Annotated in this window: 10 protein-coding genes; 7 read left to right on the forward strand and 3 right to left on the reverse strand. The window is 44.3% G+C overall.

Translation table 11 applies throughout. The features are described 5' to 3' along the window. Window positions 1-144 precede the first annotated feature (144 nt). From H8K33_RS15975 to H8K33_RS15985, 3 genes are all read left to right on the forward strand, one after another. Entirely contained in the window at window positions 145-2,298 is a 2,154-nt protein-coding gene (locus H8K33_RS15975) for an AAA family ATPase (protein WP_186892047.1), read from the forward strand. Between the two features lie 233 nt (window positions 2,299-2,531). Then, window positions 2,532-3,500, forward strand: coding sequence for an alpha/beta fold hydrolase (locus H8K33_RS15980; RefSeq protein ID WP_186892048.1), 969 nt, complete (start codon window positions 2,532-2,534; stop codon window positions 3,498-3,500). A 696-nt stretch (window positions 3,501-4,196) separates the two neighbouring features. After that, the gene (locus H8K33_RS15985; RefSeq protein ID WP_186892049.1) at window positions 4,197-5,306 is read left to right on the forward strand and encodes an acyltransferase family protein; all 1,110 of its coding nucleotides are present in this window, start codon (window positions 4,197-4,199) and stop codon (window positions 5,304-5,306) included. A 118-nt stretch (window positions 5,307-5,424) separates the two neighbouring features. Here H8K33_RS15985 and H8K33_RS20115 read toward each other — a convergent pair whose 3' ends face one another. The 3 genes from H8K33_RS20115 to msrA all read right to left on the reverse strand — a co-directional run bounded on the left by H8K33_RS20115 (window position 5,425) and on the right by msrA (window position 8,649). Continuing rightward, on the reverse strand, window positions 5,425-7,095 hold the full coding sequence (locus H8K33_RS20115) for a methyl-accepting chemotaxis protein (protein WP_186892050.1): 1,671 nt from the start codon (window positions 7,093-7,095) through the stop codon (window positions 5,425-5,427). A 437-nt stretch (window positions 7,096-7,532) separates the two neighbouring features. Beyond that, on the reverse strand, window positions 7,533-8,006 hold the full coding sequence (locus H8K33_RS15995; protein WP_186892051.1) for an FKBP-type peptidyl-prolyl cis-trans isomerase: 474 nt from the start codon (window positions 8,004-8,006) through the stop codon (window positions 7,533-7,535). A gap of 106 nt (window positions 8,007-8,112) precedes the next feature. After that, window positions 8,113-8,649: a peptide-methionine (S)-S-oxide reductase MsrA gene (gene msrA, locus H8K33_RS16000; protein ID WP_186892052.1), complete on the reverse strand. Its 537-nt coding sequence runs from the start codon at window positions 8,647-8,649 to the stop codon at window positions 8,113-8,115. A 182-nt stretch (window positions 8,650-8,831) separates the two neighbouring features. On the opposite strand from msrA, the gene H8K33_RS16005 reads away from it, so the two are divergent. From H8K33_RS16005 to H8K33_RS16020, 4 genes are all read left to right on the forward strand, one after another. After that, window positions 8,832-9,098, forward strand: a complete 267-nt coding sequence (locus H8K33_RS16005) for a hypothetical protein (RefSeq protein ID WP_186892053.1) — start codon at window positions 8,832-8,834, stop codon at window positions 9,096-9,098. A 91-nt stretch (window positions 9,099-9,189) separates the two neighbouring features. Beyond that, a complete protein-coding gene (locus tag H8K33_RS16010) occupies window positions 9,190-10,593 on the forward strand; it encodes a hypothetical protein (RefSeq protein WP_246443671.1) in 1,404 nt (467 codons plus the stop codon). Window positions 10,594-10,686: 93 nt separating this feature from the next. Beyond that, entirely contained in the window at window positions 10,687-11,469 is a 783-nt protein-coding gene (locus tag H8K33_RS16015; RefSeq protein ID WP_246443672.1) for a hypothetical protein, read from the forward strand. Between the two features lie 6 nt (window positions 11,470-11,475). Next, window positions 11,476-14,304: an ATP-binding protein gene (locus H8K33_RS16020; protein ID WP_186892054.1), complete on the forward strand. Its 2,829-nt coding sequence runs from the start codon at window positions 11,476-11,478 to the stop codon at window positions 14,302-14,304. Window positions 14,305-14,316: the final 12 nt, after the last annotated feature.

Raw genomic sequence — 14,316 nt, forward strand, 5'->3', positions numbered from 1 at the left:
CATACAATTTCCATATGGCACTCAAATTGCTTTGTATTTCATGACTTAAAATTTCACAGCTGAAATGAAAAGTAAATCGAAAAAGATTTCCAATTTACTTCCAATAAGAAATTAAATCTAAGATTTAAATACAAAAGGACTCGAATGAAAATTACATTCAACAAGCTTATGAAGAAAAACATTTTTTGTGATGAGTTCAAAAATTTAACCCAAAATAATGAAATCGAATTTAACAAAAATAAAGTAGTAGTAATTTACGGTCCAAATGGAACTGGGAAAACCAGCTTAGCAAAAGTACTGGCAAGGGACTCAGATACAGAGTACAGCGTAAAAATAGATGCTAATACCATTGATCAAAGTGAGGCACCCTTTGCACATGTAATTTCAGATCAAAACGATAGGAACATAATTCAAGGCAGCACCGAAGATTTTATACTCGGTGACAATATACGTCGTGAATACGAATTAAAAAATAATATTAATCAAACGTTTCAACTACTTTTCGATTCAAAGTTATCGACATTGCTGAAAACTGAATTTGGAATATCGACTAAGAATTCTCTATTCGATTCACTATTTACAAACAGTGATTTTTTTCAACAGATCTCAGATATCGCAAATAACAAATCAAAAGGGAAAACTATAGATCGCAAGAAATTCATAGAATTCTATAGAGGAAGGATTCTGGAGGAGATTACTTCACCCGAAACTGAGAAACTCAAATTCTTTATCGAGGATTACAAACTTAGAGAATCTGCTATCAGAGTTTTTTTAGACCAAATATTTAACCTGGATGACGATGAAAAAGCTATTCTAAAAATCGAACAAAATGAAGACGCCATCAAGATTCTCAATAAATTTCATTATCTTCAAGAATGTGTAGTGTGCGATCATGAAATTGACTCTAATGCAACATTGAAAAAAAAGAAGGGTCAACAAGAAATGTTGGCTACTTCATTGAGTGAAAAAACCAACAAAGTTATTAATGGCATCATCGCTAAGTTACCTCAAACAGATCCTTTCGGTATCACAGCAACCTTGCGATCCGCACTTCTTTCCGGTGATTCTGGTCCAATTGCGGAAACAAAAAAAAATATAGAAAAATGTATTGAAGCGTATCCAGTTTTAATACTAAATAGATTTATTGAAACAGTATTGGAATCAGGGGTCATTGCTTTATGGGACGAATACCAGACTTTGACAAAAGAAAAACCGAAATTTGAAAACGAAGACGTTATTTTTATAGAACAATTCCTTAATGATTGTTTAGATAAAAAAATCACCTTAATCCGTGATCAAGATAACAACCTCCGATTACTTCTTGGAACTGACGAATTTCTAAATGCCGACAGAAAGAACCTATCTCTAAGCAATGGAGAGCAGAATTTTCTATCTCTTGCATTCGAACTCTTAAAAGCCCAAAAAGTACCGCAAGAAATTATCGTACTTGATGACCCGATCTCTAGCTTTGACTCGATATATAAAAACAAAATCGCATATGCAATTTTAAAACTTCTCAATGCAAAAAAAACGATAATTTTGACTCACAATACAGATCTAATAAAGTTACTAGAACATCAGATGCAAAAATGTTTCAAGCTTTATTATCTGAACAATACGCAAAGTGAGGAAAATGGCTTTATTTTCGTCAACGAAAAAGAAACAGAAATCCTTTTGTATATACCCAAGTTTCTCGATCTGTTACGTGGGCCGATAAAAGCAGAAATTGTTGATGAACTCGCTTTCTTAGTTTCGATTACTCCGTTTCTTCGAGGATGTGCACAAGTTTTCAACATGCCTGAGGAAAAAAACAGTCTCACAAAAGTCATGCATGGTTACCAAACTGAAAAAGTAAATTTAAGTGATATTTATAGAAAAATTATTGGTGATGGTGTAATTGAAGGTAGTTATGAAGTATCTGCGGATGATATTACAAAACTCAATTGCGACAATCCAATCGCAATTAAGAAAGAAAACTATCCGTTACTTCACAAAACACTTATTCACACTTTTACGTATTTATTCTTACGACTAAATACTGAAAAGAATTTGGTCTCGAAATTTGATGTGAATACCAAAAATTTCGATATGCTTTCTAACATAATTACGGCGGCGTTTCCTGGTAGCGATGAGGCTTCGGTAAAGAATCGAGTTTTCTTTTTATCGAGGAAAACATTACTAAATGAGTTTAATCACTTCGAAATGGATATGAATATATTCCAACCCGCCATTGATATAACAAATCAAGCATTAACCAATGAAAAGAATCAAATCTTAGCCACTCTTGCAACCCTTTAATGAAATAACAGAGTTTGTCCCAATTTATTGAAAAGATACCTCGTTACCCCACATTATTACATTAGCTGAAATTCCATAGCACCGAGTTCAACAAAAAAATATTTGATAAATGATGAGAACCTAAAATTGGCCGCGAAGACCTACAATAAAACCAACGACCCAAAGGAACTAAAACAAAAATACCAACTCTCACCAAGGCAGGCTAACCTTGTAATCAACCAAACTCCACTCCCATGATCAATAAAATCCTTCTAGCCGTTCTATTCACGATCGCCATCCCATTCAGCGAATCCAAAGCCCAAGATTCAAACGCTCAATCATCCCAAAACACTCCAGTAAAAATCGACAAAACCCTGACACCAGAAATCGGTGGTATCAAGCAGGTTGTGGAGATCAAAACGGATGATGCGAGTAAGCCTGTTTTGCTGTTTCTGTCTGGCGGACCTGGTAGTTCTATGATCAATGGTGCGCCTGCTTTTACCTCTCTTTTGAAAAGCAGATTCACCATCGTGCAGTGGGATCAGCGTGATGCTGGTAAGACTTTGAAATTGAATCCTTCGCCTGTTCAGCCTTCCGTTGCGTTGATGGAGAAGGACACGTTGGAGGTCATCCAATTTATTCGAAAAGAATTGAAGCAAGAAAAGATCTATTTGTTGGGTAGCTCTTGGGGTAATGTTTTAGGCTTTTATATTGTAAAGAATCATCCTGAGTTATTGCATGGTTACTTTGCTTCTAATCCGGTGGTGAGTCAGCTCGCTAGTGAACAAGAATTGCTGGTGATTTTGAAAAATCACTTCAAAGGCAATGAGGTCGCGACTAAGGAATTGGCGACGGTGAGTATGCCCTCTAAGGTGGATGAGGATATGTTTTACTTGAGAAAGTGGCTGTTTTTTAAAGAGGGTAAAGCGTTTGCGACTAGTGAGGGTTTTAAGACGGGTTTTCTGCAATGGTCAAAAACTTGGTCGCCGGTTTGGAACGAAGTAACGCGTATCGATTTGCCTAAAACTTTGAAGTCAGTTGATTGCCCGATTTATTTTTTCGTAGGTAAGAACGATATTCAAACTTCGACAGCGATTACGGTGGATTATTTCAAGGCATTGAAAGCACCGAAGAAGGCCTTGTTTATGTTTGAAAACTCTGGGCATCAGATTCATCAGGATGAGGCTGAGAAGTTTCAAAATGTGATTATTGGGGTGTTGTAAGGGATCGCTGAGAAGTAATGATTACTGGCGATACTTGATTGTGTAGGTATCTCAATTTGTAGGGCGGGTGCAAGCCGCGCTGTTCATAGCTTGAGCTGGGTTGCTCGACGTGTTGGCGGCGCGGGTCGCACCCGCCCTACTTTTTTGCTCGTTGTTTGTGTGGCTTTATCACACTACAAAACCCATCCCCATCCCTGCCTTCCCCTTGAAGGGGTAGGAGTTAAACACTGTTCTTAACTTGAGCTGGATTGCTCGACGTACTGGCGGCGCGGGTTGTACCCGCCCTACTTTTTTGCTCGTTGTTTGTGTGGCTTTGTCACACTACAAAACCCATCCCCATCCCCGCCTTCCCCTTGAAGGGGAAGGAGTTAAACACTGTTCTTAGCTTGAGCTGGGTTGCTCGACGTGTTGGCGGCGCGGGTTCTACCCGCCCTACTTTTTTGCTCGTTGTTTGTGTGGCTTTGTCACACTGCAAAACCCATCCCCATCCCTGCCTTCCCCTTGAAGGGGAAGGAGCTAAGAGCGTTGCACCAAAGGCGATGGCACTCGTCCACTTCACCCCAAATCCACCCATTTCGCCACATTTTGATGTCTGTACTCCAGCATTCTCTTTAGCATCACAGCATTAATCATTCACTTGATTTTCCCTGTCAACCTTCGCTTCGGTGCTAACAAAGGACAATGATGAGCAATATTATGCAAACCTCACGAACAGATTTTTTGGATCGCATTCGTGTGTTGTTGACTGCTTTGGTGATTCTTCACCATACCGCGATTATGTATGGTGCGGATGGTGGATGGTATTTGCGGTATAAAGCTGACGGCATAGCTTCGAGTTTGTTGCTGACTTTGTTTTGTTCGGTCAATCAGGCCTTCTTTATGGGGATGTTTTTTCTGTTGGCAGGCTATTTCAGTACGCGCTCTTTTGAGAGTAAGGGTGCGCGGCAGTTTTTGACTGATCGCTTGTTGCGTTTGGGTGTGCCTGTGCTTGTGTTTGGATTTGTGCTTGGGCCTTTGACGAATGCGCTAGCAGAGACGCCCGCTGGTGAAACCGTGTGGTCGTTTTGGTGGCATCTGATGTCGCGCGTTGATTTCAATATTGGCCCTTTGTGGTTTGCTTATGCCTTGTTGATTTTTTCCGTCGCGTATATGGCTTTGCGTTTGCTCTTGCCTAGATTGTCTTGGAATTTATCGCCTGCGGTGCTCAATCATGCTTGGGTCGTGTTCTTTTTGGTGACGTGGGGCATTGCTGCATTTGCTTTGCGTTTGTGGGTGCCAACCGGACAAGAGCGCGGCTTATTGCAAATCGGTTTTTTTGCTTCTTACATCTTGTTATTCTTTTTCGGATGTGCGGCGGCACAAGCACGTTTGCTGGAAAACATTGATAAAAAACTGGCCTTGCCTTGGGGCTGGATTAGTTTATTGACGATTCCTAGTTTGTTTGCGTATGCCATTTTGAGTGGAGCATTAAAGGGGGTACCGTTTCATGTCAATGGCGGTTGGACACTGCCTGCGTTTGCTTATGCGATGTGGGAACCGTTTGTGGCGTGCGGGATTATGTTGATGTTGTTGTGGCGCTTTCGTGTATCAACACAGCCGTGGGCATTTTGGAAAAAACTGGCACCACTGTGTTACGCCGCGTTTATCGTACATGCGCCGGTGGTGGTTGGATTAGGCGTGCTGTCGCAGGCGTGGAAGGATTATTCAATCGCCATGTTTATCCTAGTTGGTTGCGCCAGTTTAATCATGAGTTTTGGTGTAGCGGCTTTACTGATTCAATTGCCGGGCGCAAAGAAGATCCTGTGATGAGTTTTCAGTAGATCCTATTTTTAGCTCAATTGCTAATTCGATTTCTTTGGCGATGCTTGAACTCTGACCACAGCGGGCATCGCGGAGAAACGATCAATAAGTACAGAATCAAGCATTAAGCAATTCGTCTGATATTTTCTCTCATGACTGACAGAGATTTTTCAGCGCGCACGCTATGCAATTGCACATTCACTCTTCGCTCTGATTTGTCATGATTTACTTTCACCAATTGAAAAGTGTTTACCAATTCGCTCAATTCAATTGCCTGCGTTTTCATACTATCTGCCGCCGCGGCTGCTTGTTCTACCAATGCCGCATTTTGTTGGGTCATGTCATCCATCTGCGTCATCGCTTGATTGATCAGGTCAATTCCTGCGCTTTGTTCGTGGCTAGCGATGGTGATATCGCGCATGACCTCGGCTGCGCGTTTTACATCATTGACGATCTCGGTCATGTTCTTGCCTGCCTCATCAACTTGCTGGCTGCCTATGCTCACTTTTTCTACCGAATCGTTGATTAGTATTTTGATTTCTTTAGCCGCATTAGCACTTCGCTGTGCGAGCGCACGGACTTCAGATGCAACGACCGCAAAGCCGCGGCCTTGCTCACCTGCTCTGGCGGCTTCGACGGCAGCATTCAGCGCGAGGATATTGGTTTGAAAAGCGATACCGTCAATCACCCCAATGATGTCTGCGATTTTTGCTGAACTCTCTTTGATCGATCCCATGGTGTTAACCACATTGGCAACCACCTGCCCACCTTTATCAGCAAAGGCCGCCGTTTCTATGACGATGTCGGTTGCCTTGTGTGCATTATCGGCATTTTGTTTAACAGTTGAGGTGAGTTCTTCAATAGAAGAAGCAGTTTCCTCCAGCGAACTGGCTTGGGTTTCGGTACGCGATGACAAATCATGATTGCCGATGGCAATTTCATTCGCCCCTTGACGCACATGCTCGGTCGATTGCTTAATTTGACCCACCAATAATTTGACATTGGTTTGTAACACGCGCAAAGATTGCGTCATTTTGCCAATTTCATTGTCGCCATGTGATTCAATATTTCCCGACAAATCACCTGCGCTCATGACCGCCATATCGCGCGCTGCTTGTTGTAATGGCGGGATAATCGATTGATAGCAATTGCGTCCAAAACTCATCGCCATGACTAGGCCGCACAGCGCCAAACCCATGTTGAAAAAATCACTGCCACCGCCCACTTTGCCTTCATAACTAGACCAGGCAATCGCCGCGTTGAGCAATGCCATCACAACGATAAAGCTCATCAGACGCGTGGATATCGATAAGCGGGCATGCCACTGTAAAGGATTCCAACGACGGCGCGGGATCGCTGCACCTTCATGCACTTGCAAGCGATGATCGCCATTATTGATAGCGCAATAGGCAGCTTCTGCTGCATTGATTTGCTGTCGTGATGGCTTGACGCGGATCGAGGTATAACCGATCACTTGCGCATCTTTGATCAGTGGCGCGGCGATCGCTTCTACCCAATAAAAATCGCCATTCTTACAGCGATTTTTGACTAAGCCTGTCCACGATTTTCCAGCTTTAATCGTGTGCCATAAATCAGCAAAGGCTTCAGCAGGCATATCTGGGTGGCGCAGGATATTTTGTGGCGCACCGATTAATTCGGTTTCGGTATATCCGCTGATACGAATAAAGGCGTCATTCGCGTAAGTGATATTGCCTTGTAAATCAGTTTTTGAGACGATGGTTTCAGAGTCGTGCAAGACGTACTCAACTTGCGTGACCGGTAAATTTTGACGCATGCAAAGCTCTCTACTTCGTAATCATTCTTGTGGAATTGACAGATCACTAGCTTCGGAAAAACGCGCATAAATTAAGATTTTCTTCTTAAAAAGCTTTTCTGGAATACTAGTTTTCTTGGTTGCGAAGTATATTGAGATCGCTAGTTTGAATTGTTAAAAAATGTGAGGTTTAGCGGTTTTCATCTGTAAAGATTGCGTTAGATCAAAAAAATAAATGCATGCGTTGTATCTGCGACATGCGATTCTTGATCAGATCAATTGTTTGATTGTAGTCGCGCACCAGTTGTCATCTGCAGCACAAAATTCACTGCAGAATTCATGTGCAAACAATCTCATGCGTGCTGGAGTAAATTGGCGAAAAAAAAACACCATGCGATAAGCGCATGGTGTTTTCATATGACAACGATGCTGCCAATTTTTTGGCAGCTTAGTCAAAATTAATGGTGATGGCCGTGCTCACCATGCACGTGACCATGTGCGACTTCTTCTGCCGTTGCAGCACGAATATCTAAGACTTGCACATTCACTTTTAAAGAGCTGCCAGCCAATGGATGATTGCCATCTAACATGACTTGATCACCTTTGATCTTGAGCACGGTGTACACCATTTGCTCACCTGTCTCACTGTAACCTTCCATCATGCCGCCAACTTTGATACCAGCCGGAAAATCTTTTTTAGAAATCGTTCTGAGCAAGCTTTCATCGCGCACACCAAAAGCATCTTCAGGCGACAAATTCATCGCCAATTTAAAACCAATTTCCTGACCTTGCAGAGCTTCTTCAATTTTCGGTAAGAGATTGTCGTAACCGTGCAAGTAAGCAACTGGCGTTTTGCCACTTTCTAATACTTTACCTTTACCGTCAACGACGGAAAGGCGAATGGTGACTGCGCTGTCTTTTTCTATGATCATGATGCTGGACTCAGTTTAATAATGGGAAAAGGCAGTATCTTAACCTAAGGTAGCCTATCGGGGTGATTAAGTGAATTGCCTTGCTGCTTGAAAGATAACTGATTACCTAAACTAATTTATCAGCAAACAGCTTGCGTGCTTTCGCCACTTTAGGTGCGACCACAAATGAGCAATAGCCTTGCTGAGGATGTTGACGGAAATAATTTTGATGATAAGCCTCAGCCAAATAAAACTGCGGTGCCATGCTTAACTCTGTGACGATGGGATCATCCCAAATAGTCGCCATTTTTTGTATGACTTCTTGTGCGATGTGCAGTTGATTTTCATCATGATAGTAGATCACTGAGCGATATTGCGTACCTTGATCTGCACCTTGACGATTGAGCGTGGTCGGATCATGAATCGTGAAGAAAATTTCGAGAATTTCTGCATACGTAATCAATTCAGGATCAAAACGCAAACGCACGACTTCGGCATGCCCAGTCGTGCCTGTGCAAATTTGCTCATAGGTCGGATTATGAACTTGGCCACCGCTATAGCCTGATTCGACAGTACTAATGCCGCGAATCTGTTGGAACACCGCTTCGGTACACCAAAAGCAGCCGCCTCCGATAGTCGCAGTTTGTTGTGTTTGTTCGTTCATGGCGATTCCTTTATTAGTAACATTTAACTTCTGTTCGACTCATTGCATCGATTGGGCAATGAAGCAATGAAAAGCTTTTTTGATTCATCTACATTGTCTTTTTTATTTTTACTTTTATGCAAAATCTGATAAATTCATGCAAATTACATAAATTATTGTTAACCATACTGCGAGCATTCTCTATGAAATCTCAACTCGATTTTCGACAAGCAAGCATATCCATATTAACCGGCCTCTTATCCGCTTTCTTGTTGGGCTTGGCTGGATTCTTCCAAAATTCATTAAATTGGACTTATTTCCTAGTCTTCTTTTTCGTTGGACTTGGTATGCATAGATTTATCACAGCCATTTTCAACATAATTGCACCATTGCAAGCGAAGCAAGCCGATCCTAAGGATCTGGAAAACAAAGCAATTGTTGCCGAAGTTTTCAAACAATCACGAAATTAGCACTAATTTCTCAAGTAGTCGCAAAACAACAAATACTTTTTAGTACTTTTCTGCCAATACTCAAGCCGCCTCCAAGCGGGTAAAATGCGTCATGCAAAATTTTGACGACGAATCCATAGTAAGAATAGAAGACGATTTATCCGATCAGAACGATTTAAGTCTCAAGTCTTACTTCAAATCCAGTTTAACTCCCGATGATGTTGTTGCCCTCGCCCCTTTGCGGCGCGCGCAGCCTATGCTGCAAGCGTTTACCGCATTATTCCATGGCGGCATCAACAGCGTATTGATGCGCCTGCTTGTCTTGCGCGAATTGACTGCGGATGTTGATTCCCCATCGCTGAGTCGGGCCGATATTAATGCCAAACTCGGTTATCTGGAGCCCGAAGCGCTAGAAACAGTACTTACACGTTTGCGCAGTACTGGGCTTTTAGTATGGGATCCAAGCCAATCCGTCTATCGCATAGCACCGATGGCGCGTAATGTCTTAGCTGCGATTGAATCCCTGATTCAAGTTGAGCAGCAAGACGATCCTTCTGAAGTCAGTTACATGCTGACGCAAGTTGCCGGCGCACAGGCTGTTGGTGGTGTCTCGGTTGAACAGCTCCATCATTTGCTTGGTCGCTTGATCGAACTGACTGAAGAATTTTCCGATGCGATTGCCTCTGGCTCAGAATTTCAACTCCGCACAGCACAACAAAAATGGCACACGGCTTGCGATTGGGTAGAAAAAGGTTCGCAGATTATTCATGCGATCACGAATGATAGCCGCGCCGATTCGGCGACGCACCGCGCAGCACAGGCGATTGGCCGCGCTCAGAGTGCGCTCTTGAATATGCAAGGCATGTTTTCACGCGCTTTGAATCAAATTGAACGTCAACGCGTCCATCTGGGGCAATCTGGTTTATCCACCACCGATATTAAGATGTGGTTGCTGCAACGTGACGATTTAGCTTCGCTCGCCGATGGCGCTTTATCGCATCCGGTGACGCCGCATTTCATTACGCCGTCCGAAATGATTGATGTGGCCGAAAGCGAATTGCTCAGCCATCGTAACTCCGCGGTTTTGGGTATTTTACCAACGGGTGAAAATGCACCGTCGATTGCGAATGATAATAGCGAAGCTTTGTTAGAACTCGATCATTGGTTGGATTTGCTCGGCAACATTGACGGCAACTCTTACGATCCAGAAACCAAAAAACATAAACCGTTACAAGATTATTTATTACCCGCCAGCTTCGCGATTGCTTCTTACCGCGCTTCGCTCTTGCCTTTGATCGGTGACGCGAATGAAGCCTCATTGCAAGGTGCGACCGCTATTCTGGCACGCTTGCCTTTGACATTCAGCTCCAAAGACAAAATGCAAAAAGTCTCTGATCCGCATGTGGCAGCGATTTCTGTGGCTAGCCTCATACCTTTAGAGTCGCAGCAGAAGTCACACCAAGAAGCGCCGCAAGAAACGCTGCGAGAAACACAGCACGAAGCTAAACATGAATAAAACAAGCGTAGGGTGCGCCGTGCGCACCGACACTTTCACCACTATAAGAAAACTGGTGCGCATGGCGCACCCTACGAATACCAGGAATGTGATATGACTGAAGACGCACAAATCCTTATCGCCCGTTTGTTGGCGCATCAGACCTTACGTCGTGAAGACAAATTAGTAAAACGCGCGTTATCGGATGAAAATTTCCGTAGCGATGTCGACGCGCGCCTGAAAGCTTGCGGCATGAAATTTGTTGATAACGTGTATGCCGATCACGTGACGCTGGCTTTAACTCGCGATAGCGAATCCAAAGTATTCGGCACCAAAGACACCTGGCAGAACAATAATTTTGGTCTGGCACGCGATGGCGTCGCCTTGTTAGTCGTGTTGTGGTCGCTCATTATTCTGCCAAAACGCGAACGCCAAGAAGCACATCAAATGGCGCAAGAAGACCAGAACGATATGTTCGGTAAAGAAAAACCTTTACCACGCGCTGAAGACACGTCAATCGGCATTTCCTATCGCACTCTGCTCGCTGATTTCGGCGAAAAGCTGGGTAAGAAAACCCGTATGGATATGAATCTCGGACAACTCTCGCGTTTAGGTTTTATCGAACGCAAAATGGATTTGATCATGGAAGGCCCGTTGTTGGATTTGCTGATGGATACCGATGCATTGAAAGACCGCATCATCAACGGCGCACTGTCTGACATTTTCCATATTCCTATGCCACGAACACCAGCGGTGATAGAAGCGGAACGGATTGCGGCTGAAGAAATCGCAGCAAACAAACAAGCCGCATCTGACAACGAGAGTGATCAAGTTGTCACACCAGAATTCGATTCCAGCGATGCCAATATCGCTGACAACATCACAGAAAAAGAATAAGCCATCATGTTTCACATCAAATCACTAGAACTGGTTCACTGGGATTACTGGCAGCGCATTAAGAACATCCCGCTGGATGCCAAGATTATTACGATTGCCGGGCAAAATGGCTCTGGCAAGACGACACTACTCGATGCTTTGCGCACTCTGTTTGGTCTGGAATGTTCTATGGGACGTTCCTACAAACACTATGCACGCCACTCCGGTCAACAGACGGCGTGGATACGTGCAGTCGTCGATAACAGCGCAGTCGGGCCGCAGATTTCAAATCGCCCTTTCCGCATGTCGGGCTTGTACGAAGATGAAGTCACGCTTTTCTGTAAAATCGAGAAAAACGGTGGTGACTGGAAACGTCAATACTTGATGCGCAGTGGCAAAATCGAGATTGAAGAAATCCAGGAAGCCAACGATTGGTTAGGCGTAGAAACTTATCGCAAACGTTTATCGCATGCGGGCTTGTCGTCAGCGATGGGCAAAGTGCTGGCACTGGAACAAGGTGAAACCGATAAGCTGTGTGAATATGCGCCGCGCCAATTACTGGATTTGGTGTTTCAAGTATTCGGCGATAAAGAAGTTCTGGATGCCTACGACGATGCCAAACGTCATCAACGCGATACAGAATCTGAATTGCAGCGCTTTGAAACGGAACTCGAAGGTGCCAAGACCAATCTGGAAGGCCTTCGTTTAAAAGTCGCCAATTTCCATCAGTGGGAAAGTCTGAATAAAGAAAAGCGTGATTTGCAGGAAGAGATTTTACCGACTCTGCAATATCACGAAGATCTAGAACGTGCATCGGCAACCAGCCAGGCATTACGCGCCAGCAAACGCCATTTAAAAGCGCAGGACGAAGCGCTATCCGAACGTCGTCAAGCACTCGCACAGCAAGCACAAAATCACAGCGAAGCACAGCAATCCGAGGCAGCATTGGAAGCCGAAGAATCCAACTTGCGTGAAAAACTAGCGCAAGTCAATGCCAAGCTCAAACCGCAAGAAAGCTTGCTTGAACAAAAAGCGCGTTTGCAAAAACTGGCTGCAGAAGCCGATGCCGACATCGCAAATATCGCCGATGAATTAGAGAAAAAAGAAGAAGAACTCGCGCAGCAAAAACAAGAGCGCGATGCTTTGAACCAGCGCATCGCCGCCGACATGGAAACCATCTCGGCGCTGCAAGGCAAAGCCAGTTTGCCCGATCCAGAAAACGTGCGCCAAATGCGCCGCGCTTTGAATGAAGCAAATATTCCGCACAGCATGCTGCCTGAGATCGTCGAAGTCACCGACGCTAAATGGCAAGGTGCGGTCGAAGGTGTGTTGCGCGGCTACACATCAGTTATCTTGCTTGATAATGCGAGCGACGCGAGTGCCGCCTATCGCATCGGTGAAAAGCAACGCTACAGTCATTTTATCGTGCCAGATCGTATCAATGCGCCCGTGGTGAAAGACGATAGTTTATTGTCGGTCGTTAGTTTTAATGCCAAAGCACCGGCCTGGCTGATCGAACAATTAGAACGCATAGAAACCGTCGATAGCATTGATATCGGCATGAAGCTGCACAAGTCGCAAGAATGGATTACGCCCGACGCGTATCACTTCGAACGTCGCGGTGGTCGTTCTTTATTTGTTGAAGTATCGCGCTACCGTTTTGGTAATGCTGGTCGTACCCAACGTTTAGAAGCGTTACAAAAAGCACTGCCACGTTTGCAATCACAAGAAGATCAGCTCACGATCAAGATCAGCAAACTAGCTGGCGAAATTTCTTCTTACAAAGCGCGTTTAGCCGGTGTTGATGCGGCCAAAGAATTAAGTGCCCGTCATGCAGAGTTTGAAGAAGCATCGCGCAATACGCAGCCATTAAAGCAACAACGTATCGAGGTCGGTACCCGCCTTGGCGAGATCGCACCTTTACTCAAAGCAGCGACTGAACAACGTACGGTCGCGCATCTGAAATGGGAACAAGCCAAGGCCGCGATTGCCGATGCTGAATCCCAACAACGTGTTTCAGAAAAACGTCACGCCGAAGAACGTAAAGCACAATTCGAAACTTTACGGACGATGCGTGAAACGTGGCACACACTTCCACTCAATTGGAAACGCAGTTCACATCGCAAAGAACTGGTGGCAGAACACGAGAACGTCCATCAAATCGAATTACGATTGCGCAGCCTCGGCAACAACTTAGCGCGCGATGATTGGGAAACTGATTCCACGGTCGTAGATCAATACACGCGTTTAAATAATTTGCTGCAAAACCGTCAGGCGGAAACTGACGAACGTCGTTATCAAAATAATCGTGCGATGGAAGCAACCGTGAATGCACGTGCCGCTTACATGGATAGATTGCGCTACACCATCAAAACCTATAGCAAGAACATCAAACAACTGGGTGAGCTCGCAGGCATTGAAGTTCACACTGATCCGGTAAAGTTAGAAAACGATGATGTGATGTTGTCACAAGCTGGTTTGCACGTACGCTTTAAATTCGACGGCAAAGGCCCTATCGGCATGAACGACGGTGAAGCTTCCGGTGGTCAGCAGGTGATGAAATCTTTGATTCTGTTAATCGGCTTATTGAAATCTGAAGACGGCTCCGGCGGCTTTGTGTTTATCGATGAACCCTTCGCGCATTTGGATATCCGGAATATTCAATTGGTCGGTGAGTTCTTGAAAAACACCGATGCACAATATCTGATGACCACCCCATTGACACATAACACTGACGTCTACGATCCTTCAGAATTGACGCTGATTACCAGCAAGAAGAAAAAAGATACGGAATGGGCACAACCGATTTTTGTATTGCAACGCCGGGTGGAAAAAGTTAAGGATGCGAGAGCCTAAACTAGCTGAAGA

The sequence above is a fragment of the Affinundibacterium amnicola genome (assembly GCF_014284275.1).
GTDB classification, from domain to species: domain Bacteria; phylum Pseudomonadota; class Gammaproteobacteria; order Burkholderiales; family Burkholderiaceae_D; genus Undibacterium; species Undibacterium amnicola.

What these genes read in the sequence shown, in the direction of transcription:
- H8K33_RS15975 (WP_186892047.1), top strand. Translation starts at nt 145, where the DNA reads ATGAAAATTACATTCAACAAGCTTATGAAGAAAAACATTTTTTGTGAT.
- H8K33_RS15980 (WP_186892048.1), top strand. Translation starts at nt 2,532, where the DNA reads ATGATCAATAAAATCCTTCTAGCCGTTCTATTCACGATCGCCATCCCA.
- H8K33_RS15985 (WP_186892049.1), top strand. Translation starts at nt 4,197, where the DNA reads ATGCAAACCTCACGAACAGATTTTTTGGATCGCATTCGTGTGTTGTTG.
- H8K33_RS20115 (WP_186892050.1), bottom strand. Translation starts at nt 7,095, where the DNA reads ATGCGTCAAAATTTACCGGTCACGCAAGTTGAGTACGTCTTGCACGAC.
- H8K33_RS15995 (WP_186892051.1), bottom strand. Translation starts at nt 8,006, where the DNA reads ATGATCATAGAAAAAGACAGCGCAGTCACCATTCGCCTTTCCGTCGTT.
- msrA (WP_186892052.1), bottom strand. Translation starts at nt 8,649, where the DNA reads ATGAACGAACAAACACAACAAACTGCGACTATCGGAGGCGGCTGCTTT.
- H8K33_RS16005 (WP_186892053.1), top strand. Translation starts at nt 8,832, where the DNA reads ATGAAATCTCAACTCGATTTTCGACAAGCAAGCATATCCATATTAACC.
- H8K33_RS16010 (WP_246443671.1), top strand. Translation starts at nt 9,190, where the DNA reads ATGCAAAATTTTGACGACGAATCCATAGTAAGAATAGAAGACGATTTA.
- H8K33_RS16015 (WP_246443672.1), top strand. Translation starts at nt 10,687, where the DNA reads ATGACTGAAGACGCACAAATCCTTATCGCCCGTTTGTTGGCGCATCAG.
- H8K33_RS16020 (WP_186892054.1), top strand. Translation starts at nt 11,476, where the DNA reads ATGTTTCACATCAAATCACTAGAACTGGTTCACTGGGATTACTGGCAG.